Source organism: Alteromonas sp. W12 (assembly GCF_001924945.1).
Taxonomy (GTDB): Bacteria; Pseudomonadota; Gammaproteobacteria; order Enterobacterales; family Alteromonadaceae; genus Alteromonas; species Alteromonas macleodii.
The window spans coordinates 238,824-264,811 of the sequence record NZ_LQXH01000009.1 but is presented as its reverse complement, the minus strand read 5'-3'; the positions used below and the strand labels follow the sequence as shown (position 1 = coordinate 264,811).

Annotated in this window: 17 protein-coding genes; 8 read left to right on the top strand and 9 right to left on the bottom strand. The window is 44.4% G+C overall.

All coding sequences use genetic code 11. The features are described from left to right. Positions 1-17: 17 nt before the first annotated feature. From AWH61_RS14700 to AWH61_RS14690, 3 genes are all read right to left on the bottom strand, one after another. Positions 18-1,370, bottom strand: a complete 1,353-nt coding sequence (locus tag AWH61_RS14700) for a sensor histidine kinase (RefSeq protein ID WP_069944535.1) — start codon at positions 1,368-1,370, stop codon at positions 18-20. After that, positions 1,367-2,896 (bottom strand): DUF3369 domain-containing protein, encoded by a 1,530-nt coding sequence (locus AWH61_RS14695; RefSeq protein WP_075177462.1) that lies wholly within the window; start codon positions 2,894-2,896, stop codon positions 1,367-1,369. The genes AWH61_RS14700 and AWH61_RS14695 overlap by 4 nt, the downstream gene beginning before the upstream one ends. A 242-nt stretch (positions 2,897-3,138) precedes the next feature. Further along, a complete protein-coding gene (locus tag AWH61_RS14690; protein WP_039225577.1) occupies positions 3,139-4,641 on the bottom strand; it encodes a catalase in 1,503 nt (500 codons plus the stop codon). Between the two features lie 229 nt (positions 4,642-4,870). Between AWH61_RS14690 and AWH61_RS14685 the strand changes: the two genes are divergently transcribed. Further along, positions 4,871-5,542: a nitroreductase gene (locus AWH61_RS14685; protein ID WP_039225304.1), complete on the top strand. Its 672-nt coding sequence runs from the start codon at positions 4,871-4,873 to the stop codon at positions 5,540-5,542. 146 nt (positions 5,543-5,688) lie between these two features. Here the strand turns inward: AWH61_RS14685 and AWH61_RS14680 are convergent, their stop codons facing one another. The 4 genes from AWH61_RS14680 to AWH61_RS14665 form a co-directional block, all read right to left on the bottom strand. Next, entirely contained in the window at positions 5,689-7,572 is a 1,884-nt protein-coding gene (locus AWH61_RS14680; protein WP_075177461.1) for a putative bifunctional diguanylate cyclase/phosphodiesterase, read from the bottom strand. A gap of 147 nt (positions 7,573-7,719) precedes the next feature. Beyond that, the gene (locus AWH61_RS14675) at positions 7,720-8,826 is read right to left on the bottom strand and encodes an NADH:flavin oxidoreductase/NADH oxidase (RefSeq protein ID WP_014949897.1); all 1,107 of its coding nucleotides are present in this window, start codon (positions 8,824-8,826) and stop codon (positions 7,720-7,722) included. A gap of 65 nt (positions 8,827-8,891) precedes the next feature. Continuing rightward, positions 8,892-10,046, bottom strand: a complete 1,155-nt coding sequence (locus tag AWH61_RS14670; protein ID WP_014949896.1) for an iron-containing alcohol dehydrogenase — start codon at positions 10,044-10,046, stop codon at positions 8,892-8,894. 14 nt (positions 10,047-10,060) lie between these two features. Then, positions 10,061-10,927, bottom strand: a complete 867-nt coding sequence (locus AWH61_RS14665; protein ID WP_039225307.1) for a type 1 glutamine amidotransferase domain-containing protein — start codon at positions 10,925-10,927, stop codon at positions 10,061-10,063. A 108-nt stretch (positions 10,928-11,035) separates the two neighbouring features. On the opposite strand from AWH61_RS14665, the gene AWH61_RS14660 reads away from it, so the two are divergent. After that, positions 11,036-11,944 (top strand): LysR family transcriptional regulator, encoded by a 909-nt coding sequence (locus tag AWH61_RS14660; RefSeq protein WP_075177460.1) that lies wholly within the window; start codon positions 11,036-11,038, stop codon positions 11,942-11,944. Between the two features lie 110 nt (positions 11,945-12,054). Here AWH61_RS14660 and AWH61_RS14655 read toward each other — a convergent pair whose 3' ends face one another. After that, positions 12,055-12,459 (bottom strand): type 2 periplasmic-binding domain-containing protein, encoded by a 405-nt coding sequence (locus tag AWH61_RS14655; protein ID WP_075177459.1) that lies wholly within the window; start codon positions 12,457-12,459, stop codon positions 12,055-12,057. Positions 12,460-12,622: 163 nt separating this feature from the next. On the opposite strand from AWH61_RS14655, the gene AWH61_RS14650 reads away from it, so the two are divergent. From AWH61_RS14650 to AWH61_RS14625, 6 genes are all read left to right on the top strand, one after another. After that, on the top strand, positions 12,623-12,874 hold the full coding sequence (locus AWH61_RS14650; RefSeq protein WP_014949892.1) for a hypothetical protein: 252 nt from the start codon (positions 12,623-12,625) through the stop codon (positions 12,872-12,874). Positions 12,875-13,080: 206 nt separating this feature from the next. After that, positions 13,081-15,000 (top strand): methyl-accepting chemotaxis protein, encoded by a 1,920-nt coding sequence (locus AWH61_RS14645; RefSeq protein WP_075177458.1) that lies wholly within the window; start codon positions 13,081-13,083, stop codon positions 14,998-15,000. Between the two features lie 226 nt (positions 15,001-15,226). Further along, entirely contained in the window at positions 15,227-17,875 is a 2,649-nt protein-coding gene (locus AWH61_RS14640) for a M1 family metallopeptidase (RefSeq protein WP_083605964.1), read from the top strand. A gap of 337 nt (positions 17,876-18,212) precedes the next feature. Next, on the top strand, positions 18,213-22,217 hold the full coding sequence (locus AWH61_RS14635) for an ExeM/NucH family extracellular endonuclease (RefSeq protein WP_075177457.1): 4,005 nt from the start codon (positions 18,213-18,215) through the stop codon (positions 22,215-22,217). Between the two features lie 16 nt (positions 22,218-22,233). Continuing rightward, the gene (locus tag AWH61_RS14630; protein WP_075177456.1) at positions 22,234-22,803 is read left to right on the top strand and encodes a PEP-CTERM sorting domain-containing protein; all 570 of its coding nucleotides are present in this window, start codon (positions 22,234-22,236) and stop codon (positions 22,801-22,803) included. Between the two features lie 115 nt (positions 22,804-22,918). Continuing rightward, the gene (locus AWH61_RS14625) at positions 22,919-23,806 is read left to right on the top strand and encodes a WYL domain-containing protein (protein ID WP_075177455.1); all 888 of its coding nucleotides are present in this window, start codon (positions 22,919-22,921) and stop codon (positions 23,804-23,806) included. A 52-nt stretch (positions 23,807-23,858) separates the two neighbouring features. On the opposite strand, the gene AWH61_RS14620 is transcribed toward AWH61_RS14625, so the two are convergent. Beyond that, entirely contained in the window at positions 23,859-25,982 is a 2,124-nt protein-coding gene (locus AWH61_RS14620) for a response regulator (RefSeq protein WP_014976843.1), read from the bottom strand. Between the last annotated feature and the right edge of the window lie 6 nt (positions 25,983-25,988).

Below are 25,988 nucleotides of genomic sequence, written 5' to 3'. Positions count from 1 at the left end.
GGAAAATGAGAGGCACGCTAGGCTTCAACCGGAATACACACGGTTACTTTCGTACCCTCTCCTGGGGTTGATGTTAAGTCAATCTCACCGTTAAATTTTTGTCGTACTAAGTTGTATAAAATATTTAGGCCCAGCCCTGTACCGCCTTTATCACGAGCCGTGGTGTAAAATGGCTCGAATACCTTCTTGTGAAGTGCCTCTGGTATACCTTTGCCATTGTCTTGTACGCTAATCACAATGCCTTTGGCATTTTTACTGCAGCTCACACTCACTCTATTTACGTCGTTATTTACAGATGGACCAAAAGCGTGACGCTGAGCATTCGAGATTAAATTTGTTAGCAATTGGGCAATAATACCGGGGCAGGTGGTTATTACTAAATTGGGCGTAACGTCTATGCTTAGCTCAACTTGTTCTTTGCGAAGCATGGGCTTTAAAGGGTTACAGACTCTAGGGATATATTCGTCTAATGCAATTTCTTCTATTTCTAATGACGTTTGGTCAGCAGAAGTGCGCTTAAAGTCTTGTACTAAATTCGCTGCCCGCATCAGGCTCGTTTCAGCCAAGTTTAGCCCTTCAGAGCAAATAGCTTCAAAGTCTTTAAAACCCTGCTCGGTTAATTCATCGTTTTCGAAGTCTCGATAGATGTCTTTTAGTTCTTCTTTGCAGTTACTGACGGAGGTGAGTGCAATGCCTAACGGCGTATTAACTTCGTGAGCAATGCCTGCGACTAGATTTCCTAACGCCGCCATTTTTTCTGACTCGACGAGCTTTTCTTGTGCGGCCTCGAGTTCAGCCGTGCGGTCTATTACTTTTTGCTCAAGGGTTTGGTTGGCCTCAATTAGCCTCTGCTCGTAATCTGCGCGCTCATTTGCACTCACTGCACGCCCGTAAAGGTCTGCCAGTGACGCCGCAAATACAACTTCATCGGCATGCCATTCACGGGCTTTGCCTTGGTGTTCACAGCAAATTATCCCAATCATTTTGCCGCGGTGGCGAATAGGGACATCAAGCATAGAGCTAATCCCAAGCGGCGTTAAATACACTTCTGCAAATTCAAATGTTGCAACATCTGTTAATGCGTCGTGGGCCGCAATGGTTCTCTCTGAATCTAGCGCCTCGAAATAATGAGGAAAGTCTTTCCGGGTAAGCACTAAGCTTTCGTGGTCTAGGTCATTACCCTTATCAATGAGCAATGTGCACTGTACCAGTGTTTGCATTTCATCATAAAGCCAAATGCCAGCTCGAGTAATTTGCAAACCCTCACACACCGAGTTGATAATAAGTCTAGAAGCAACGTCTAATTCACCTTTATCAATATCTGCGCTTTGGCTAACGCGTAATAAGATTAGTTCTAGCGATTCTTTCATTCATCTTCGTCCGGTTCTGTGGCTCGAATTTCAAGGATCCTGTCGAAGTGCTCTATCATAATGTGGGTGATTAGCGGATCGAATTGTTTCCCGGAATTCTCATGAAGATAGGCTTTTACTTCCTCAGGACTCCATGCCGGTTTATAGCAGCGCTTAGATAGCAATGCGTCGACAACGTCGACAATTGCCATAATACGACCCTCCACGGGAATGTCGTCTCCAGCTAATCCTTCAGGGTAACCTTGACCATCCCACCGCTCATGATGCGTTTTCGCAATGATGGCGCCCATTTTAGCAACGATGCGATCAGATCCCGCAAGTAGCTCGTAGCCTTTTTGTGCATGGGTCTTCATGATCTCCCATTCTTCTGGGTCGAGTTTGCCCGGCTTATGTAAAATAGTTTCAGGAATGCTAATTTTACCCACGTCATGAAGTGCGGCTGAATACCGTATGGTCTCAATAAACTCTCGGCTCATGTGAAGCTTTTCAGAGAGAAATTCGGTCATAAGAATGACCCTTCTCACATGGCCACCGGTCTCTTTACTCCGCATTTCGATTGCGTCGCTAAGCACCATAATGAGTTCTTTTTGGGTTTTTTGTATGTCTTCTTTTTGCGTGAGATTTTGGAATATTACCGCCACATTAGAGGCAAACATCTCTAAGGTCTTGCGCTGCAGAGCATCCAGTGGATGATCTAACTTAACATACAAGATGTTGTGGCTATCTTCTCCAGTAGGGTAGTAGCCGATGAATAAATCTTTAGACTGATAGTGACTTTTGCTTTCTAAGACTTGTTTGATTTCTTCTTCGATGGTTTCAGGAATTCGGCTAGAAATTCCTGGTTCGCATAATCCAACTAGATCGCCGCTGGCACCTAGCACCGTCATGGTCGTATCGCCATATAAGTCGGTGTGCTGAGTAGACAAGTAGAGTACAGAGTTGTTTAGGTTAAGCAGTGTAAGTGTCTGTTTCAACACTGCGGTGCCAAATTGGGCTAAAGACTGGCTTGCTAAAACGGAAGACGAGGATTTTAAAACGTCTTCCATACCGCGCTTACCTTGCTCAATAGTCTGAATATCCCGATACGACCTTATTGCTGTGTACACACAAGACTTAAGTTTAAGCGATGATAATTCAGTTTTGGCTTTGTAGTCGTTTATGTCGTAACGCCTGATTACCTCTTCTTCCGGCGCCTGACCAGGTTGACCTGTTCGCAGAATAAGGCGGGCGGTATGGTTATTGAGCTGGTTGCGAATGGCATCAACCAAATTCAAACCCGCATCGTCAGTTTCCATCACCACATCAACGAAAGCGAGAGCGATGTCTGGATTTGCTTTGAAAAGTGCTAGGCCTTCAGCGCCACTGTGAGCTGATAGAAATTCAACCCCGCGTTTTTCGAAATTAAATTTCCGCAGAGTGAGTTTAGTGACCTCATGTACGCCTTCTTCATCATCGATTATGGCTATTTTCCATGGAGCTTGGCGAGAGGTGGATTGTTCTGTTTTTGACTTCTTAAATAACGACATACATAGCGCTATAAACGTTTAGATACATTAAACGTAAGCCACAATTTTCAATCTCGCAAACTTACTCGACAAGTTTTGTTCTAAAGTTCAATGAGCATATTTTGATGACAGAAGTCTCTTTATCATCAGTTAGATGTGTTTTAGGCAAGTATTAAAAATATGCCATGTTTGTTAAATTGTGGAGCCCAGCAGATTCCAGTAAGAGAAAACTGCTGGGCCGCGATACCTTACAACAATAGCGTTTAGCTATCTTCGATAGGGGTATTTTCAGTAATCGGTACCGTATTTACGTCGGTATCTAAGCTTTCTACCGCATTTCTTACGCCTGCGGCGTAATCTGGGTGTACCTTTTCTAGCACGGCGTACCAACGCTCTTTTACGCTATCTGAGCACGGGCCCATAGCGGCAGCGTAGTTTTTGTATAGCCGTTCTTTTTGATCATCAGAAAACATCTCATACAGTTTTCGCGGCTGCACGTAATCCACATCTGCTTCATCTTGATGATATCTATCAGCGTCTCCATCAATGCGAAGCGGAGGCTCTTTCACTGAAAAGTCAGCCACCGGACCTTCGTATTGATTGGGCTCATAGTAGGCGTCAGGGTTACCAAAATCATTGGTAAAGAAGCGCATCGCGCCGTCTTTGTGATAGTGGTTTACCTTGCTATTTTTCGGCGCGTTTGCGGGGAGTGCTTCATAGTGTGTGCCCAAACGATAGCGATGGGCATCAGCATAAGAAAATATGCGAGCCTGAAGCATTTTGTCAGGGCTAAAGCCAATACCAGGGACAACATTTGACGGACTGAATGCTGCGTTTTCTATCATTTGAAAGTAGTTTTCTGGATTTCTGTTCATTTCCAGTTCGCCAACTTCAATAAGCGGATAGTCATCGTGCGGCCACACCTTGGTTAGGTCGAACGGGTTATAGCTTTGCTGTCCTGCTTCCTCTTCTGGCATGGCCTGAATGTACATTGTCCATTTTGGGAAATTGCCTTCTTCAATGGCGTTATATAGCTCTTCTTGATATTTTTCCCGAGTGCTTCCAATGATTTTTTCAGACGTTTCATTGGTGTAGTTTTTAATGCCTTGTTGAGTTTTGAAATGGAACTTCACCCAATGACGCTTGCCTTCTTTATTCCACATGCTGAAAGTGTGGCTGCCATAGCCGTTCATGTGCATAGGTGACACCGGAATACCACGGTCCGACATTAAAATGGTAACTTGATGCACGCTTTCTGGCTGTGCAGCCCAAAAGTCGAACATGGCTTCTGGTGAGCGCAGGTTAGTTTTCGGATGACGCTTTTGCGTACGAATAAAGTCAGGGAACTTGTATCCATCACGAATGAAGAAGATAGGAGTATTATTACCTACCATATCCCAGTTGCCTTGTTGTGTGTAAAACTTCAAGCTAAAGCCTCGTACGTCACGCTCGGTATCAGCTGCGCCTGATTCTCCCGCTACCGTAGACCACCGGCTTAATACTTCAGTTTGTTTACCCACTTCCGAGAATAGGTCAGCGCATGTGTAATCGGTAATGTCGTGCGTGACCGTAAATGTGCCCTGTGCACCCCAGCCTTTCGCGTGAACGACACGTTCTGGAATTCGTTCGCGGTTTTGATGCGCTAACTTTTCAATGAGTTGATAATCTTGTAAGAGGGCGGGGCCGCGCTCTCCTGCTGTTTTAGTGGTTTCGTTACTTACTACGGGGGCGCCTGCCGACGTGGTTAATTGCGGTTTCTTAGCCATTATAAAACTCCTTTCGTATGCTTTTTTTGAAAGCCAAACTTCCATAAACATCATGTGTGCCTGACTCATGACATGCTTTTGCTACGCACTGCTAAATGAAAGGGTTTACAAACTTCTATATATATCTATAAAAACAAACAATCTGAATTAGGTTTGCCACCTATTGAAGAGCAAACTCGTCGTGTTTACTCTAACTTAACAAGTTCAATTACCGCGTTTAAGGAAGTGTATGAATTTTGCCGAGTTTGCAGCATCAAGAAAGAGTGTTAGAGGGTTCACTAAACAGCCTGTTACTAAGGAAACAGTAGACGCGATTATCAACGCAGCGAAGTGGGCGCCATCGTCCTATAACACGCAAACCTGGAAAATTCATGCAGTAACAGGCGACGTGCTTGATAAAATTCGTGAAGGCAACACCAAAAATACACTTGAAGGTAAACCGCACGTTCGAGACTTTCCCTACAAAGAGGACTACGAGGGGATTCACCGTCAGCGTCAAATTGATGTAGCCATACAGCTGTTCGACGTAATGGGAATAACCCGAGAAGACAAGGAAAAGCGTATGGATTGGATGATGCGCGGCTTTAGGCAGTTTGATGCGCCCGTTTCTTTGGTGCTTACCTATGACAAGGCTTTAGAGCCAGCAGGGATCACGCAGTTTGGTTTAGGGTCGCTGGCGTATGGCATCGTGCTAGCTGCATGGGACTTAGGGCTTGGTTGTGTTATCAATGGTCAGGGCATTATGCAGTCCGATGTGGTACACAAGCACGCTAACATCCCTGATGATGAGGCCATTATGATTTGCATAGCCTTGGGCTATCCAGACCCAGAGTTCGCTGCAAACGAGGTTCGATCAACTCGCGCCGACAATGAAGAGTTTGTGACGTATCACGGATTTTAGCGTTTTTCGATTTAGGCAGATTGTTATTTTTTCAGTAACCCAATGCTGCGTTAAGCCATCGGCATGAAAATGTCCGTTTGAAATATCATGAGCTTCTAAAACAGCGCCTTCACAACGGAACATTTCCGAATTTTTAGTGTAAGTGGTTACTTTGTTAGATGATTACTTAAAAATCGTTCTATCTCGGGCGCGGGGAGTGGCTTGCTCCAATAATAGCCTTGCCCCAAGTCACATCCCATTTTTATTAGCTTTTCTAACGCGGGTTTACTTTCAATACCTTCAGCTACCGCTTTCATGCCAAGGCTGTCGGCAATGCTGATAATTGCTGCAACTAAAGGTGCGTCGTTTTCCCCAATGCCCAAGGTGTTGATAAAAATGCGGTCTATTTTGAGTTTGCGAGCGCTAAATGTCTGTAGATAATTTAAATTAGAGTAACCGGTACCAAAATCATCAATAGCAAAGTGCACGCCTAACGATTTAATGGCTTCGAGTTGTTCGCCAGTGGTGCCATTTTCATCCGCGAGGATGGTTTCAGTTAGCTCCAGCTCTAAAAATTGCGGTGCTAATTGTGAATTTTGCAAGGCCTGCTCAACGACCGCAGGGAGCGTACCATCTTTGAATTGTGCGAAGGATAAGTTTACGGCAACCGTAAGATTAGTATGACCGTTTTCATGCTGTTTAGCGCAAAATTCACAAGCCTGGTTTAACACCCACGCACCAAGAGGGATGATCAGGCCACTGCTTTCCGCTAAAGGTATGAACTTGTCGGGGAATATCATTGATCCGTCTTTCTGAGGCCATCTCAAAAGCGCCTCTACTGCTTGAACCTCGTCAGAGGCAAGGTCTATCAACGGTTGGTAGTACACCTCGAATTCATTGGCCTGTACAGCCGGGCGCAAACGCTGAATAAGTGTGAATTTTTCATCGTTTTCTTCGTCAAAGCGAACGTCATAGTATTCGTATCTATTTCTACCGTTGCGTTTCGCTTCGTACATGGCAATATCAGCTTTTCGGCACAGCTGTTTAAATTTAATTCCGTCATAAGGCGCTTGTGCTACACCAATTGAACCCGATACTACCACTTTGGTTTGCAGCACTTCGAATTCGTTCGAACACCACGTAATTAAGTTCTTACATAAATCATCGATTTCAGATTTGTCTGATATTTCTGGCGCCAACACAATAAACTCATCGCCACCGAAGCGTATTAAACTTTGCTTTGTGGATAGGTGGTCGGTGATGGTTTGAGATATTTTTTGAAGAAACCGATCGCCCGCAGCATGACCAAGAGCGTCATTCACGGGTTTAAAGTTGTCTAAGTCTATGAACAGCAGCGCGAGCTGAAGCCCTTTTTCTTCACTCTCTCGTAGCTTTTCGTTGAAAAGTCGCTCGCCCAAAATCCTATTTGGCAAGTTTGTGAGCGGATCGTGATGTGCTAAGTGCTGGATATGTGCTCTATTTTGCTCAACTTTAGACACCTCTTGCTGCAGTGACTGCATAAGCCGACGAATATCCTGTATCAAAATAAAAACGCTGAAGCCCGTAATAACGTAAATAACCATGATGAAGAGCACGTGAGACCAGCTCAAAATAGGCGGGTTTGGTGTTACTACATCGTGCATAATCAACCACGTAAGCGTAATGCACTGAAGAAGCACTAAAGATAATACGGTGCCAAATAGGGCAATTCCACCTAATAAAGCCGCAAATATGATGACGCCAGGATAGCCAATCATGGCGATATCAAATACGCCTGCACCTGTTGCGGATAGGGCAAACAGCATTGACGACATAGCGCCTAAAAGTAGGTAACTGCTGGTGGTAACGTAATACTTGTATGCGAGCGAGCCAGTGACGATTAATGAGAACAAGCCCAGTAAAAAGATATCAAAAGTTATGCCTCTCGCGACCAGAGACGAAGCGAAAAGCCCGAAGCCTGTTACCGCGCTTATTTGAATGACACGGCGCCTTCGGAGTGACGTTAGATCAGCAAGCTTTGCTGATGAGGAAAAAAAATCTTTAACCTGCATTCTTCCAAATCTTGAAGGAGGTTTATAGCAACCTTAAACCTAACTTGGAAAAAAGCAAGTGCAGAGACGCGACGTTATACGTTATTGGCAAAAAACGAGGAAAAACACAGCAGTGCTCGAAAACACTGCTGCCTGTAAAGTCAATAATTACCTTTCGTCTGATGGTGCGTAACGCTCCAACCAGTGTGCATATGGTGCAGGCATTACCCAAGATGGTTTTTCAACGCCTAGCTTTTTCGCTGCAAAGTAAGACCAATGTGGGTTAGTAAGATGCATTCTACCTACCATAACAACGTCAAGTTGTTGGTTTTCAATGGTATCGTTGGCGAGCTCTGGTGTGTCTACTCCCCAAGCTGTAGCAACCGGGATCCCGGCTTCATCACGTACCTTTTTAGCAATTGGAGCAAGGAAAGCCGGGCCCCAAGGAATATTCGCATCAGGTGTGTTAAAGCCAACGCTAACGCTAACGAAATCAGTACCAATTTCTTTGAACTGTTTTACAAGTTCGATAGACTCGCTCAACGTCTGTTCGTCATCACCATCGTATTCGATAACGCCAAAGCGTACGGTAAGCGGTAGGTTTTCAGGCCAAACCGCACGCACTGCGCTCAGTGTTTCAAGTAAGAATCGACCACGGCCTTGCGCATCACCACCGTATTCGTCGGTACGCTTATTGGCGTGCTTCGAGAAAAAGCTTTGAGCCAAATAACCGTGGGCAAAATGCAGTTCAAGCCACTCGAATCCAGCTTCAAGCGCGCGCTGGGCACCTTTCACAAAGTCACTCTTAACGCGCTCAATATCGGCTTTGGTCATTTCTGTAGGCGTAACAGGTAAGTGTGCCCCAAAGGCTTCTGCCGAAGGTCCAATAGGCTGCCACCCTTTTTCTTCACTTGGCTGAATGTGGTCATCACCTTCCCAAGGGCGGTTAGCACTCGCTTTGCGCCCGGCATGTGCAATTTGAATTCCAGCAACAGCGCCTTGGCTTTTTATACGATCAGCAACATTTTTTAAGCCACTAACGTGTTCATCTTTCCAAATACCTAAGCAATTTGGCGTGATGCGTCCTTCTGGCGAGACGGCGGTTGCCTCAACGATAACCAATCCAGCACCGCCTCGGGCAAATGACTGGTAGTTTGCTTCATGCCACTGGTTTGTAAACCCATCTTCTGCAGAGTATTGGCACATAGGAGGCACAGCAATACGATTGCGAAGCGTCACGTCTTTTAACGAAAATTGTTCAAATAATGCAGTCATATTTCTCTCTTTTTAAATAAACACAAAAGCACTCAGCGAAGGCTGAGTGCTTTAAAATCTAGGGGTTATGCCGCAAGAGTTAGAATTTCACGGGCTTTAGCAAGGTCGATGTCACCATGCTCGCCAAGCGCTGTTAAGCCGTTGCGTTCAAGGTTCTCGATTAGCCCATCAATGGCAGACTTTTCAATGTTGTGGTCTGACAGGCGGGTTTTAACCTGCATAGTTTCAAAAAAGTCCTGAACCGCTTTTATGGTTAAGTCGATGGCCTTTTCTTTGTCATCTTCCTGAATGCCAAACACACGCTCACCTAGCTGCAGAATTTTTTCCTGCTTTTTGTCACGCTGCACGAACATTAACGACGGTAGAACAATTGCTAGGGTCACGGCGTGATCTAAACCGTGTAACGCCGTAAGTTCGTGACCTATCATATGTGTGCCCCAGTCTTGCGGTACACCTTTGCCGATTAATCCGTTAAGCGCCATTGTTGCTGACCACATTACGTTTGCACGCACATCGTAATCCTCAGGCGTCGCTAACGCTTTAGGACCTTCTTGAACTAAGGTTTGTAAGATTCCTTCTGCAAAGCGGTCTTGAAGCGGTGCGTTTACAGGGTAGGTAAGGTATTGCTCAATCACGTGAACAAAAGCATCAACCACGCCGTTCGATACTTGACGTGGTGGTAGTGAATAGGTGAACTCAGGATCGAGTACGGCAAAAACAGGCTGAACTGTTTCAGAAGAAAACGCGCGTTTTTGCGAGGTTTCTTTTCTGTTTACTACCGAGTTACCGTTACTCTCAGACCCTGTCGCAGGTAAAGTAAGTACTGCGCCAATAGGTAATGGATTTTCAAATGCAGCACCTTTAACAAGTATGTCCCACGGATCGCCTGCAAAGTTAACGGCAGCAGCTACGAATTTCGCGCCATCAATAACACTTCCACCGCCAACCGCAAGAATGAAGTTCACGTCATTTTCACGTGCGACATTCACAGCTTTCATCAGTGTTTCAAATTCTGGGTTTGGTTCAACACCCTGAAATTCAATGACTTCAGCACCTGCTAGTGCAGTCGTTACTTTATCGTAAATACCATTTTTCTTAATTGAGCCGCCACCGTAGAGGAAGAGGACTTTTGCTTGTTTCGGCAAACGTGAAGACACTTCACTTAGTTGCCCTTTGCCGAACAAAATTTCGGTTTGATTCTTAAACGTAAAATTAAGCATAGTGTTGCCTGTCCTTAATTAGATTGTGAATTTAACTGTTGTAAAAGCTTTTCAGCTAACAGTTCATCAGAAAACGGGTTTTGGCCTGTAATAAGCTCACGGTCTACTACTACATTGGGCGCCCACATTTCCTTGAATTCCATCTTGCCACCCGCTTGCGCCATGGCGTCTGCTGGGTAGTACAATAACGTTGCGTCGTTTAACGTGCTTTCAAAATAGGCCTCTTCCGGTGTGGAGAAGATTGTCATTTTGTAGCCATCATAAATCCAACTCTCAGATGAGGCTTGCTCACCGGATTTCAATGCCAGTTCAAATGCCTGCGGGTTAGATTGCCCAGAAAGTAAGGCGATTGGGCCATGGCAGATAGCGGCAGTAGGTTTTCCTTCACTGTGAAAGTGAGACAAAATTTCACCCACTTGAGGATTGTTTGCCAGGTCGATAAGCGGTGCATGACCGCCTGGAATGAATACGCCTTCAAACTCTTCTAGCCCTTGTCCAATCACTTCGCTCAATGACAGCGTGTCATCAATGCCTTCTATTGACGCTACAAACGTTTGAATGTCTCGCATTTGCGATTCGCCGCCATCAAAGTATTGCGGTATTACTGACTTTTTATCTACAGATGGCGCATTGCCTTTTGGCGTGGCCAATACCAGTTTGTAGCCTGCGTCTACCAATGCTTTTGCCGGCACACCAAACTCGTTAAGGTAATAGCCTGTAGGCTCTGTTTTGCCATCTGCAAGTTGCATTACATTTTCACTTGAAAGTAGTACAAGTATTTCGCCTTTACTGGCATTCGCAGCTTTAACGTCTGCCGCATAGGCCGACTGTGATAAACCCGCAATAATGGCGAGCGATAAAATTGATGATGCTGATTTCATGTGCAGCTCCTGTCGCATTTGAAAGTGCGTGTATCTTAGAGAGGTTGGCTTACATCGAGAAGTCAGATAAATTGTGACGAGTCATCAAAAATCTGATGGGTAGGGATTATGTCTTACTTAACACAGTTAAAAACCTTTGTAGAAGTTTATCGAAGCGGCAACATTACACGTGCTGCAGCTCGCCTTCATATGTCTCAGCCAGCGGTCACTTCTCACATACAAGCCATGGAGAATATTGTCGGTAAAGAATTGTTCATAAGAAAAGCGAGAGGCGTTGAGCCAACGGCTATCGCTGATGACTTGGCGCTGCAGGTCGCCAGTCACATTGATACGTTAGAGCAGAAAGTGGCTTCTATTCGCAGTCGTGCTTCCACCGATCACGGCACGTTACACCTAGCAGGCCCTGCGGAGTACCTCAGTCTGGTGGCAGGTCCGGCACTCGCTAACTTGCTTCAGGCCGATAAAGTGAATTTAGTGATCCATACCGGCAACAAAAGTAATATTTATCATTTGTTGGAGAACGATGTAGCGGAGCTTGCCATTACGGCCTCTGAGCCCACTGACGCGGTGTATGAATATCAGAAGTTAGATAAAGAGCGCTTAATCTTAGTGATGAATCGTGTGCAGGGAAAGTTGCTGGGAGAAAGAGAAATATCGGCAGCGCTACTCAACCAACATAAAGTAGTGACGTATGATGAACAGTTACCGCTTGTTCGGCGATACTTTTCGGAGGTATTTAATGCCGCGTGTGAGTCGCCTGTCGCGGCTGTTTGCCCCGATATAAGAGCAATAAGTAGTATTATCAAAGCGGGAATTGGTTATTCCGTTTTGCCTGACTACTTATGTAAAGAAGGTATTGCAAAAGGCGAATTGGTCGCGCTGGGCAAGCCAGGCCCAGAAAATGATGTTTATTTAGTGTGGAAAAAGGGAGCGCTTCGTCATCCTAGGGTCGACTTCGCCAAAGATGTCATAATGGCTTTTGCAAACATTAACTATCTTTCGACACTTCCGGATTGAAGCTAGACGCCTAAAAAGGGCGACGCATTTAGACAAGGCGTCGCCAATTGTTCCTAGTTTAAATAACCAGGGCTTGTTGGTCTTTGCTGAATATTAAACAACAGCAGGCCCTAAAATGTACCAACAACTTTTACCGTGCCATCAATTTTACCTTCATCCACAAAACCTATGGTATTGGGGTTGGTCGCGACAAGATTTAACATCTCATCCTCAGTTGCTATCATTTCAGGTGGTGTGCCTCTGCCAGTAAACACAAGCTTCGACCAGAATGCAGAGTATTGTGATTCAGATTTTCCAAGCACATTATTATTAAAAGCGTCTCTGATATTATTACCTTGTTCGAAGGTAAGGGGAATTGCGCGACTTCCATCGGGAAATGCTTTTACTTTTCCCAAATATATTTTCTTGACGGTATCGATATCGATCCCAGAATTGTTGTTGGCATTTATTATCACGGCTGTACCGGCATAAATCGGCGCAGACATTAAAAAGCACAGGGCTGCAACTATCTTCATTGATATTACCTTCGTTCTTAACTCGCTAACATCGAGGCAAGCATGCTAGTGGTTTGTACCCAAGGGCGACGCGCCCTCACGAAAGTATAACCGAGATTTACAATTTGTCGCATTTCGACAAAAGGTGAAATTTGAAGGATCCTAAAACATACAAAGAGAAATTATGGCAAAACCTAATGCAAAAGGGCCGGTCAGAACCGTGCAAATTTATTGCTCCAAGTGCAAATTCCAGCTATTTAAATATCGAAAAGGCGGCAAAGGCGCGTTGGTTAAATGCTTTAAAGAGAGAATAGTTGAGGACTTTACTCATGAAGAAGGAATATGTCCTTCTTGTCACGGACAGTTTGCAAGGAATGCCTTAATTCGAGGTGCACCGGCACTGAAAATTGTTGGCACAAAGGTGACCATGAAGTAGCACAGACTGATAATCGGTTGTTAATTGGACAACTTTTTTAAAATATAAACGTTTGGATAATTTGCTCTTACGTAATTTTTGCCTAAATTAATATAAAGGGATTGCTGCCTCAAGCCGTTGTGCTGTTTGGTAAAAAAATTTAAGGCCGAGGTTAGAAAGCTCAACGGAATGGCTTTGTATTAAACGTCTACATATCGAGATGATAAATGTCCATTCAAAGAAAGTTTCTATTTTCTATTTCTGCTGTTATCGCTTTGTTCGCTTTAATTGTTGCCGTGGCAACGGTTATCACCACTTCCTCAAATGTTTCAACCCTTGTTCAAGAGCAAAAGAAGAACACCGCCGATCGTTTAGTGAATATTCTTACTGTGACTGACTCTATCATGCTTGAACGCGTCAAAAGCAGTATGGCGTTGCTTAAACAACGAGGTGAGGCAATCGGTGAACCTAATCAAACCGATATTGTTACCGTTAAAAGTACGCAGGCTCGGCAGCTAAGGTTGGGCAATGCGGAGCAAGCCAACACATTCGATTTGGTCGATAACCTGACAAGCGTAATGGGAGGCACAGCCACGCTTTTTAGTAAAACAGGAGACGACTATATTCGCGTGAGTACCAATGTCATTAAAAATGGCGAGAGGGCGATTGGCACTAAGTTGGCCCCTGATGGCAAGGCGATCAAAAAGATTAATCAGCAGGAAGCGTATTACGGTGCGGTTGATATTTTGGGTAGCCCTTATTTAACAGGTTACGAGCCAATGTTTAACAGCAGTGGTGACGTTGTGGGCATCTGGTATGTGGGATACTCAGCCGACCTTAACGTGTTAGAGCAAGCCATTAAGCAAAGTCACGTGCTAAAAGAAGGCTTTGTTGCCCTTCGTGATGCAAAAGGTAACATTCGCATGCATTCCGCACATGTGAATGATCGGCAGGTGGCCGACGTCCTTCAACCTAATGATGACTGGGTTGTAGAAGTGGTACCGTTTTCGCCTTGGGGTTACGATATTATATTAGTGGCGTCGACGTCAGAAAAATCGGCAATGGTTCGAAGCTCAGTGTTGGTTGTTGTACTTAAAATCGTATTGGCGAGCGTGGGAATTTTGATCACCATTTGGTTGCTCGTTAAGTATATTGTTGGCAAGCCACTTGAAGAATTCATTGGGGTAGTAAACAACTTGTCTTCTGGTGAGGGAGATTTAACGTTCCGTTTTCAGGCATCAAGAAGCGACGAGTTTGGCACCATGGCAAGAGCGTTTAATGGGCTTCTTAGCCAGTTACAAGACACGTTGCAGAGTGTGGACGAAGCCACCGACCACATGCTAGCAAAGTCAGAAAGGTTAAATGCAACAGCGTTGCAATCCAAAGATACCGTTTCACAACTTAGCCGAGAAACGGAGTCAATTAATAACGCCATTTCGTTAATGCAGCAGAATGCACAAACGGTGTCGTCAACCATTCGCAGTTCAAGTGAAGCGGCACACGCTGCCGATCAAGATACGCGAAACAGCGTAAGCGTTCTGGCGCAAACCATTAAAGACATCCAGTCTCAGGCAAGCGATGTGGACGCGTCAGTACAGGTTATCACTGAGTTGGCTCAGGCAAGTGAAGAAATTAGCGGTGTAATGGAAGTTATCAGGAATATCGCAGAGCAAACGAATCTACTTGCGCTCAATGCAGCTATTGAAGCGGCTCGCGCTGGTGAGCAGGGACGTGGCTTTGCCGTTGTCGCTGACGAAGTCCGCTCGCTAGCAAGCAGAACGCAGTCTTCCACGGAAGAAATTCGCAATATGATTGAACGCCTTCAGCAAGGTAGCCGCGTGGCTTCTGAAAAAATGCAGCAAAATAAAGAAACCGCCTATAAAACCGTGGACACCACAAAACATGCTGGCGATTCGTTAAAGCAGGCGCTTGACGCTGTTGCACGCATCACAACGTTAAACCGAGACGCTGCCACAATGGCTGAAGGACAAACAGAGGTTGCTAACGATGTTAATAAAGGGGTAAGCAGTATTCAACAGGTGGGCAATGCCAATACTACCTATGCAAAAGAAGTGGTAGATAACTGTGAAGCCTTAGTTCAGCAAGTTAAGCAAATGCAAATGCAGTTGCGACGATACCATTTCTAGAGTTACTGGCTTATTCAATCGACTTAGCTGTCAGCAGGCAGCGAAGCAGAAACAAGATAAATCGCCAGAGTCAATGTACGCTGAAATGCACAATTCTTGCGGTTGACATGAATAGTAACAATTTGAACCAATGCCAAAAGGGCTTTAGATTGCTAAGGCCCTTTTTGATATTTATTCTTACCCATGGATGAATATAGGGATTTTCCCATAACATGGATAAACCATAATGAAACAACTATCTACACTAGCTGGTGTGGTTGCGAGTGTTTTTGCATTCACATCGCTATCGACAACGGCAGTAGTGGCGCAAGAAGCGCAAACTGCATCTGCAGTCGTATCACCCGCGAAAAAGACACTTGCTGATGTTGAATACCGCTTACCGTCAACAATCGCTCCCACTTTTCAACGCATTCACTTAAATATAGACCCTGATAACCCTACATATTCTGGAAAAACGAATATTGATGTAACGGTTAAAACCCCAACTAAGAAAGTGGGCTTTTATCAGCAAGATTTGACCGTAACCTCTGCGCGTTTAGTGTCTGGAAGCAGCAGCTTTCCTCTAAATGTTACGATTGGAGAATACGACATCAATTGGGGCGAATCGCAAAATGAGATTGCGCCTGGGAAGTATACGTTAGAGATTACGTTTGAAGGGAAAGTGAACACGTCTTCAGATGGCATGTATCTGTCACGTTTTGAAGAGACCAACTATATATTTACCCAGTTTGAAGATATGCATGCGCGAAAAGCGTTTCCAAGTTTTGATGAGCCAAACTTCAAAATTCCTTATCAAATGACCATCAGTTCTCCTGAACATCAGGAAATAGTGGGTAATACACCTGTTGAAAAGGTGACAGTGGAAAACGGCATAAAAACCGTAGTGTTTGAAAAAACTAAGCCCATGCCGACTTATCTTATTGCCTATACCGTAGGGCCCTTTGATAGTGCTGAAATTTCTGGGCTGTCGGTGCCAGGAAAAATATACGTTCCAAAAGGGTATGCCGATAAAACCAAATTTGTTATCAAACACATCCCAGAAATCCTAGCCTCGCTAGAAGATTTTTTTGGTATCAAGTACCCCTATAAAAAAATGGATTTCGTTGCCGTACCCAACTTTACCCACGGTGCAATGGAAAACGTAGGTTTAATTACCTATCGCGATAGTTTGTTACTGCTAGAAGATAACCCAAGCGTCACAGAGCGTTCACGACCGCTAAATGTTATTGCGCATGAACTTGCTCACCAATGGTTTGGCAACTTGGTAACAATGGCGTGGTGGGATGACCTATGGCTGAACGAAGCGTTTGCGTCTTGGGCTGCAAGCCATACCATGAAAACCTTGTATCCAGAGTTGAACTACGCCGATCGCATAGTACAAGAGGGAGCATTTGGTGCAGATGCTAGTCCCACGGTGAAACCTGTTAAAAAGGTAGTGAAAAGTCAGCCAGATGTGATGGATGGGTTGGGCTTGAACTACTCAAAAGGTGAGTCAATTTTACAAATGATTGAATCGCTAATTGGTACAGAAAAGTTTCGTGAAGGCGTTCAAAACTACATGAATACCCATGCTTGGGGTAATACCGTAGCAGATGATTTGTGGCGCGCCCTCGATGAAGTGTCCGATTTCAACTTAAGCGCCATGATGAAAGCCTACTTGGAACAGCCGGGCTACCCACTTATTCATATCTCAAAAGATGGCAAATTAACCCAGTCCCGTTTTCACCTTGCTGGCGCGACCGTGGAAGATAAGACATGGGCAGTTCCTTTAAAGCTGACTTATCAATCAAACGGAAAAATACTAAACGAAGTGGTTTTTATTGACAAAGAAACCACAGTTTTACCTCAGCTTGCTGAAGCAGACTGGGTGTACCCTAATGACAATGCAACAGGTTACTTCCGTTGGTCAATTGAACCAGCTCAGCTAAACGCACTGCTAAATAACATTGACGCGCTAAATAAGCGTGAAAAGAAAAATGTGCTATACAACTACCAGGCGCTGTTAAACGCAGATCAAGTAGGTGTAGACAGCGTGATGAAGGTTCTTAATAGCTTGGCAAAAGATGATGACCCTGCGGTCATTCGTGCGGCTGTTGGGGTGTTAGCTGAGTTTAGTTATTTAGTAAATGAAAACAATAAAGCCGCATATGCAAAACTTCTAAATCAAAATTATATGCCTTTGTTAAACAAGCTAACCTTGTCTCAAAGTGAGCAGGATAACGCAGATGTCATCCGCCTGCGTAACCAGCTATACAGCTTGCTGGGTACTCATTCGAACAATGATCAACTTGTTGAACAAAGCGTTAAAATAGCGAAACGGTACCTTGCAGATACTAGCAGTGTTCCTTCCGGTATTGCCGGTACAGCAATTGAAATTGCTACGCGAAATAGTGAACAAGGCGAGCAGGGCACATGGTTTAATATAATTGTAGAGGCTTTTAAAAAAGCACAGTTGCCAAATGTGAAAAGCACGCTGGTGTATTCGATGTACTTTGAAGACAAAGCGACCGTCTTTAAAATGTTAGATTTAGCGCTTACCGATGATATTACGCCTGCAAATACCATGTATATGGTGGTGAGAGTGGCACGTAACTTAGACGATCATACGCTATTGTACGAGTGGCTTAGTAAGAATAAAGACGCGCTACTAGCAAAAATGCCTGATTACCATGTAAGCAGAATGCCGGAATTTGTTTCAACAACCTGTTCGGCTGAAAACTTAGAAATGGCCAATGCGTTCTACGCGCCAATTAGCGAGACCTATCAAGGAATGGCACGCGGTGTCGAAATTATGCAGGACGAGTCTCAACAGTGTATGCGGCTGAAATCTGCATTTCAGGCAGACTTTAACGCCTTCTTAAACGAGCAGTTATAGACAACAACGAAAAGGCGTTTACTCAGCGCTTTTTGTCATAAAGTTATGATTTGAAGAGCGCCCACAAGGCGCTCTTTTTTTGTGCATAAAACTGTAATATGCACCACGGCGAGTCACTGAAATATTTCAAAGCTGAAACATTTACGCATTGTGACAAATCAACTTTCCCTGTACCAAAGTTCAGCAGAGTTAACCGATAAGTAAGTTTATTTTAAACGCCTAAGCTTCTGATTCTTAACGTGTGTTACGTTTATATTATTATTTTTATTAAGTGCTTGCTGCGTATACGTATGTATAAGAATTTATACCTTCCTTATACACAAAAGCGGAAAGCAAAATGATTCATGAGGGTAACACACAAAAGTATAAGCTGAGGAAGTCAGCTAAAGTAGTTAATGCATTGTTGGCGGGTGCATTGTCATTAGGCGTTGTTTCAATTAATGCCTCTGCAGATACAGTATGGCAAGAGGACTTCGAAGCAAATGAACTGCAAGGTAAGGGCGCAACTGGCTCAGACCCAGCGGGAGCAATTGTTGATCTTGAAGGTGTTGATCGTTGGTCAATAGACGTGTCAGCGAGTGACCTTAGTGCCTCTTCAGATTGGTTCCGTGTTGAAAGCGGCGCAATGCAAGCACGTGATACTGACGGTGAAGTAGTCTGGTTGAGCGAGTCTATCGATATATCTGGTGCCGGTGATATCACCATAAATGCCGTGCTTTCTCAAAGTGGAAATTTTGAGTCGACAGACTACATCGATGTATTTTACTCAGTAGATGGTGGCGCGTTCGAGCTTATTACGCTTTCAGAAGGGGCAACGAATACGGTTCAGGAAGACTTTGGCTCAGCAACACTGAACGAAACGATAGGTAGCGGAAGCACGTTAATATTAAAGGTAGCCATGGCCAATAATGCTGCCGCTGAATACCTTAATTTAGAGAGTATTTCAGTAAGTGGAAATGGAACTACCGATGGTGGGGATACTGGCGGTAACCCTGATGACGGCGGTGAACCTTCAAATGAACTTCTTTTCTTAAGTGGTACTTGTTTTAACTGCCCTGATTTGGAAGCAGTTAACCTAGCCAGTGACTTTGTTGCATCTGACTATTACGCAGCTCTCGACACAGCTATTGCAAACGGTGAAAGTGCGCAAACGTTAAAAGACACGGCGCATAACATCATTGAAAATGGTCATCGTACGCTTTCTTACTCAGAAGTGTGGACAGCACTCACTTACACTGATGAAGATCCTGCTAACACCGATAACGTTATCTTGTTCTACAAAGGCATATCACAAGGCAAGTTTACCAACGGTAGCGGTAGTCAAAGCACCAACCCAGACAATTGGAATCGCGAACATGTTTGGGCTAAGAGCCATGGTTTTCCTAGCTCAAGCCTAACGGCATACAGCGATATTCTGCACCTGCGTCCTACCGATATTTCTGTAAATAGCTCACGCGGCAACTTAGATTTTGATTTTAGTGATAGCACGCTTTCTGAAGCTCCGTTAAACCGAGTTGATGGTGACTCTTTTGAGCCTCGTGACGCAGTAAAAGGTGATGTAGCACGCTCAATGCTATACATGGACGTGCGTTACGATGGCAATACAGCTGGTGATACCGAAGACGACTTAGTGTTAGTAAATCGCCTTACCTCTACTAGCGAAGCCGCGTTTGGTAAGCTTTGCGTATTGCTTCAATGGCATGAAAGTGATCCAGTGGATGATTTCGAACGTCGTCGTAACGAGCGCGTTTATGAATTCCAAGGAAACCGAAATCCGTTTATTGACAAACCTGAACTTGCTTCACTTATCTTCAACGAGAGTTGTGATGGTACAGGTGGTGATACTGGCGGTGACACGGGTGGTGATACCGGCGGCGACACAGGTGGTGATACCGGCGGTGACACAACACCTTCTACCAGCAGTATTTACATTTCAGAATACATCGAAGGTGGCGGTTTCAATAAAGGTATAGAGCTTTTCAATAGCTCGACACAACCGGTAAGTCTAGCGGGTTATGAGTTAGTTTTACTCTCCAATGGTGAGACCGCAGATGCTGACCGTAAAGTGTTAGCACTTGAAGGCACAATCCCAGCAGGTGGCGTAGCAACATTCGCTCACGGAAGTGCAGATGCACTGTTAACTGCCGGCTCAACGATTAGCAACTTCGTGATTAATTTCAATGGCGATGACTACATAGAGCTCGTCGCTAACGGTCAGGTTGTTGATGCTCTAGGTACGTACGGCGTTAAAACTAACTGGGGTAAAGACGTTACTTTGGTACGCAAGAGTTCAGTAACGGCAGGCAACCCTAACCGCAATCCAGCGTTTACCACTGATGAATGGGATAGCCTACCAAAAGATACGCTTAACAATTTTGGTTCGCACAACGGTTCAGTAAGTGAGCCAACAGACCCAACCGACCCGACGGATCCTACTGACCCAACAGATCCTACAGACCCCGTTGGTGAAGTAGTACTAATTAGCGCTATCCAAGGGGAAGACGATGAGTCAGCAATGGTTGGCGCTGACGTCATTGTGGAGGCTGTAGTAACAAAAGTTGTACCAGCCATGAGCGGTTTCTTTGTTCAGGAAGAAGCAAGTGATTCAGACGATAATCAGGCAACTTCTGAAGGTGTGTTCGTTTACGCAGGTTCATTCAACCTGCCGGAAGCAGGGGATGCGGTGCGTTTGCAAGGTACAGTAGGCGAGCGCTTTGGTGTAACTCAATTAACTCTGTCTGCAGAACTCGAGATTACGGGTGTAGGTAGTAATGTGCTTTACACACCTGTTGCTATGCCATTTAGCCTTGAAACTGATTTAGAAGCACTAGAGGGCATGCATGTTAGTTTTGAGCAAACGCTTAAAGTTTCTGATATCTACAATCTTGGACGTTATGGTCAATTCAACGTGTCTTCAGAACGCTTATTCATTCCTACTAATCAGTTTGTAGCGGGTTCACAAGAAGCGTTGGCACTAGCCGAAATTAATGCACGAAATACCTTATTGGTTGACGACGGAGAAACATCACAGAATTTGGATGATATTCCTTTCCCTGTAGGTGGTTTATCCCACAACAATCCACTGCGTTTGGGCAACAGTATCGAAGCTTTGGAAGGTGTTTTACATTACGCCTTTGGTGCTTACAACCTCATCCCTGTTGGTGATATTCAAACTCTAGGCACTAACCCACGAACTGCTGCACCACAGCTAAATGCTATCGGTGATGTAAAAGTGGCTAGCTTTAATGTGCTTAACTACTTCAACGGTCCAGAATTCCCAACCTCTCGCGGCGCAGATTCAATTGCTGAATTTGAACGTCAGAAAGCGAAAACTATTGCAGCTATTGTAGCGATGAATGCCGATGTACTTGGCCTTGTTGAAATTGAAAACGATGGTTATAGCAGTGACTCTGCAATTGCGACATTAGTTGACAGCGTTAACGCTGAACTGGGTAGAGATGCATACAGCTATGTTGCATTAGAATCACAGCTAGGCGGCGATGAAATAGCGGTAGGTATTATCTATAAGCCTGCTGTAGTTTCGTTACAGGGCAACCCTGTGACTTCATCTGAAGCCCCATTTGACTATGGTAACCGTCAACCTTTACTACAAAGCTTTAACGTAAACAGTAACGGCGAAGACTTTACCTTAGCGATAAACCACTTTAAGTCAAAAGGGAGCTGTGGCAGTGCTACAGGCAATAATGCTGATTTAGGTGACGGTCAAGGCTGTTGGAACGAACTGCGTACCCAAGCAGCACAAGGCCTAATTTCTCTTGTTGAGCAAAATAGTGATGTATTGTCTGACCGCGTTATCGTAATGGGTGATTTGAATGCCTATGCGAAAGAGGAACCTATCCTTGCGCTTGAAGAGGCTGGCTACAGTAACTTGGTTAACTTCTTCGATGGCGACAGCGCTTATTCGTATAGCTTCGGCGGCGAAGTAGGTTATCTCGATCATGCCTTATCAAGCCCTTCATTAACTGAATATGTGGTAGATGCAACGGTATGGCACATTAATGCCGATGAACCTCGTGTGTTCGACTATAACGTTGAATATAAGACTGAAAACCAGCTTTCTAGTTACTACGGCGCTGATGCGTATCGCTCGTCAGATCACGACCCAGTAGTGGTAGTGCTTAACTTCCCAGAAGAAGTAACAGTTGGAGATTTTGATGGTGATAACGATGTGGATTACAACGATATCATGGCCTTCTATCAACTGTTTTTACAAGGGCAAGCAACGGGTGAAAACTACGATTTCAACGGCGACGGCCAAATAAGCTTCTTCGATATTCAGGCATTAATGGCGATGTGTACACGCGCTAACTGTGCAATTTAATTTTAGGAAAATAACAATGAAAAAATTCTTTTTACTATTAATGGCTGCCGCCACTTTTAATGCAAATGCAGCTTACATCTCGATTACAACAGATAAGGATATTTATAACGTTGGCGAGACAATTACAGCAACAGTGAGAGCTTCAGAGTTGTCATTAAATGGGGTTCAGACATACTTCTTCGGGTATGATATAGCAGTTTTGTTTGATTCGTTGTTTGTGAGTTTTGACCCAACTACAGTAACGGACCTAGGTGCTATTGGGATTCCACCGTTTGAGCCTCTCAACGATAGTTCTGCTAATTCAGCGTCATTAAGCAGTGCTACTATTGCGCCTGTTAAATTTTTTCAAGAGGGCAAAACTGAGGTAGATATTTTCTCTTTCGTTTTAGTTGCACTAGAAAGCGGAATGGTCGACCTTTCATTCTCTGAAGCTGAATTGTCAAATAACATAGGGTCTAATTTATTTATCGATACTCCTCAAGGCACAAGCTTTGAAATCGCTCAAGTACCTGCACCAGGTACCTTCGCGCTTTCGCTTCTGGCTTTAGGTGGTATGTTTTTCGCTCGCAAACGTGTGAAGTCATAAACCTAAATGGCTAAAAGTTTAAGCCCAGCCACGTGCTGGGCTTTTTTATTTCTATTGCTATTTACATACGGCTTTAAATAAACCACACTGAATAAAAATACAATAAGTGCGCACCATGTTAGAAACCATTTCTTTTTCTCAACGCCAACGACTGGCGTATATCGACTTCTGCCTTTTGTTTAAAGGGGCTATTCATCGCCAAGACTTAATAAATCGCTTTGAAGTGGGACTATCGGCTGGTTCTCGTGACTTTACACTATACAAAAAGCTCGCCCCTGATAACTTGGTCTACGATCCAAGGGAAAAACGTTACTTTCAAACAGAAAGCTTTATTCCGGTTTTTGAACACGATGCAAAGCGAACCCTTGTGAAGCTTGCCAACGACATATCAGATGGATTTGATGCGATCGGTGACATACATTTCCCTGTTGAAAGTGCATCTTCACTTAATGTTCCTGATATTTTTGTGGTGGCGAAAGTGGTACAAGCCATCGTGAACAAAAAGGCGATGAGTGTAATCTATACGTCGCTTTCAAGCGGCAGTGGCGCAAGAGAGTTAGTGCCTCACAGTATTGTTGACAACGGTCAACGCTGGCATGTTCGCGCATTCGACAGAAAATCACAAAGTTTTAGAGATTTTGTGCTAACTCGAATTAGTAAGGTAACGGTTAAAGCAGAACCTGAAACCCATGAATGCATAGATTGTGATGAAGAGTGGGGGCGACTTATCTCACTTGAAATTGTGCCGCATCCTAAGAATATAAAATATGCCACCGCAATAGAGCTTGATTACGCCATGGAAGAAGGCGTGCTTACATTGGAAGTACGGGCTGCCATGGCGGGATACCTGCTTAGACGTTGGAATGTTGATTGTACAAAACATGCAAGCTTACGTACCGGAGAGTATCAACTTTGGCTTAGGAATCAGCAGAGCCTTGCGAATACCGACAATTTAGCCATCGCGCCAGGGTACATTGCAGAGCAAGAACTCTATACCGTATAAAATGTGGAAGTGGCCTGCCAAAGAGCTCCTTGTTGAGTGTTAGTACATGCAGCTAACCGATATATTTCTTGATACAAACCAGTAGCGTGTCTTTGTCTAAAGGCTTGGCTAAAAAGTCAGTCATGCCGGCAGCCAAGCACTCTTCTTTGTCTTCTGCGAAGGCGTTTGCAGTGAGCGCAACAATTGGTGTGTCAACCTCCAGTGCCTTGCGTAATATTGTTGATGCCTCAATTCCTCCCATGACGGGCATATTGCAGTCCATCAAAATAAGGTCGAATTGATGTCGCTTGCCCACGTCTACGGCATCTTTTCCGTTCTTAACATGTAGGAACTTATAGCCTTCTGACTGCAATATAGTCTTCACGATTTCGGCATTGATTTCGTTGTCTTCAGCTAGCAGTATGCGTTTCTTCTTATTGCCTTCTTTAACATCATTATGAGATACGGGTTTTGTCTCAATTAACCTTCCTAAATCATGCTCAAGTTCTCGACGATTAATAGGCTTAGCATGCGTACGCCAGATAAGTTCAGAAACATCATTTTCATCTTCTAGTCGTTCCAGTTCAGCAGAGATAAGAATGATTTTAGGAAATTTATCTGGGTTCATCGCCTTCAACTGTTCTAGCAAATCGACCCCGCTCATCTCTGGCATAGACAAATCAAGAATAATAACGTCGAAAGCCAGTGGGCTGTCTGATAGGTAGGCTTTTGCACTATCATAACTTTGGGGCACAATCGACATGGAGGTAACGACATGCTCAAAATATTCGCGGCTGGTTTGTAAGTCATCAACTATCGCACAGCGCAAATTAGCACTGGGTTCAACGTTAATGTCAGGCAGCTGAGATTCTTCCGCTGCCATAGTAAAACTGAAGGTGCTTCCTTGGCCTACAAATGAGGTTACATTGATGTCGCCGAGCATGAGTTTCGCCAACTGCTTCGCAATACTTAACCCTAGCCCTGTGCCCCCGTACTCACGGGTGGTGGATTGGTCGGCTTGCTCAAATTTCTTAAAGATATTATCAAGCTTAGATGACTCGATACCAATGCCGGTATCAATAACATCGAAGCTTAAATAATTGCCGTTTGGGCGTTTGGTATAGGTGACCTTTAACGTGACAGAACCTTGTTCAGTAAACTTAATTGCATTACTTAACAAGTTGTGCAGAATTTGCGAAATACGAGTGATATCGCCTTTAATGACGTGAGGTAAGTCAGGGTCTTTTAAGTAATGAAATTCAAGACCTTTTCTTTGGCAGTAAACCCGCTGTAACGACACCACATCGTCCAAGACTTGTAATAGGTCGACTGGCGCCTGTTCAATTTTGATTTTGCCTGCTTCAATTTTTGATATATCGAGAATATCGTTGATTAACACAAGGAGTTGCCTACCAGCAGTTTTGGCTTTTTTAAGGTAAATGTTGCTTTTGTCAGGGTTGTCTATGGCCAACTCGATCATGCCAAACAGGCCGTTCATTGGTGTGCGAAGTTCGTGACTCATGCTTGAAAGAAACTCTGATTTTGCTTTGCTTGCTCTACGAGCCTCATCAGCCGAACTTTCCGCTTGCTCTTTCAAGCTCGTTAGTTTGGCAAATGACCGTTTAACGGTGCGCTCCATAGGGGAAAAGATGAATGCTGCCTCGATACATAATAGAGCGAGTGTGGCTAGCCATAAGTAAACTTCAATCGAAAGAACCACATCTACTCTAGCAGTGGCGTCTTGCTCGAACCGCGCGACGACATAATCAAGCTGTTGTAATAGCGATGTCAGCGCTTGAATATCTAAAAGCGTAGTGGGCTGACACTGTGCTGCATCTAAAATTTGATCGGCGCTTTTTATGTATCGGTTTACTTTGTTGTCGAGCTGGCCTTCGTTAAAGTAAGTATTAGAGATAGAGGCGGGAAGGTTATCGAGTGACACAAGCTGTTGATGATTTTGTTTGAAACGTGCTAACGATTGCGCCAAATACCTTTGCTCTTCACTGTCTTCGCAAATGTTTGGTGTAGAGGTGAGCAACGCAATACGCTGTGAAAGCATGCGTTGCTGACCCGCGATATTGATAATTTCAGCATCTTTCTTCTGATCACTGATTAATTCGTACAGAACAATAAAAGAAAGAGTGACGAGTGTAGCGGTTAGCAATAACGCAACGATATAACGAACACGTATAGACATAAGGGT

Coding starts and splice junctions, on each gene's coding strand:
- AWH61_RS14700 (WP_069944535.1), bottom strand. CDS start 1,370: ATGAAAGAATCGCTAGAACTAATCTTATTACGCGTTAGCCAAAGCGCA.
- AWH61_RS14695 (WP_075177462.1), bottom strand. CDS start 2,896: ATGTCGTTATTTAAGAAGTCAAAAACAGAACAATCCACCTCTCGCCAA.
- AWH61_RS14690 (WP_039225577.1), bottom strand. CDS start 4,641: ATGGCTAAGAAACCGCAATTAACCACGTCGGCAGGCGCCCCCGTAGTA.
- AWH61_RS14685 (WP_039225304.1), top strand. CDS start 4,871: ATGAATTTTGCCGAGTTTGCAGCATCAAGAAAGAGTGTTAGAGGGTTC.
- AWH61_RS14680 (WP_075177461.1), bottom strand. CDS start 7,572: ATGCAGGTTAAAGATTTTTTTTCCTCATCAGCAAAGCTTGCTGATCTA.
- AWH61_RS14675 (WP_014949897.1), bottom strand. CDS start 8,826: ATGACTGCATTATTTGAACAATTTTCGTTAAAAGACGTGACGCTTCGC.
- AWH61_RS14670 (WP_014949896.1), bottom strand. CDS start 10,046: ATGCTTAATTTTACGTTTAAGAATCAAACCGAAATTTTGTTCGGCAAA.
- AWH61_RS14665 (WP_039225307.1), bottom strand. CDS start 10,927: ATGAAATCAGCATCATCAATTTTATCGCTCGCCATTATTGCGGGTTTA.
- AWH61_RS14660 (WP_075177460.1), top strand. CDS start 11,036: ATGTCTTACTTAACACAGTTAAAAACCTTTGTAGAAGTTTATCGAAGC.
- AWH61_RS14655 (WP_075177459.1), bottom strand. CDS start 12,459: ATGAAGATAGTTGCAGCCCTGTGCTTTTTAATGTCTGCGCCGATTTAT.
- AWH61_RS14650 (WP_014949892.1), top strand. CDS start 12,623: ATGGCAAAACCTAATGCAAAAGGGCCGGTCAGAACCGTGCAAATTTAT.
- AWH61_RS14645 (WP_075177458.1), top strand. CDS start 13,081: ATGTCCATTCAAAGAAAGTTTCTATTTTCTATTTCTGCTGTTATCGCT.
- AWH61_RS14640 (WP_083605964.1), top strand. CDS start 15,227: ATGAAACAACTATCTACACTAGCTGGTGTGGTTGCGAGTGTTTTTGCA.
- AWH61_RS14635 (WP_075177457.1), top strand. CDS start 18,213: ATGATTCATGAGGGTAACACACAAAAGTATAAGCTGAGGAAGTCAGCT.
- AWH61_RS14630 (WP_075177456.1), top strand. CDS start 22,234: ATGAAAAAATTCTTTTTACTATTAATGGCTGCCGCCACTTTTAATGCA.
- AWH61_RS14625 (WP_075177455.1), top strand. CDS start 22,919: ATGTTAGAAACCATTTCTTTTTCTCAACGCCAACGACTGGCGTATATC.
- AWH61_RS14620 (WP_014976843.1), bottom strand. CDS start 25,982: ATGTCTATACGTGTTCGTTATATCGTTGCGTTATTGCTAACCGCTACA.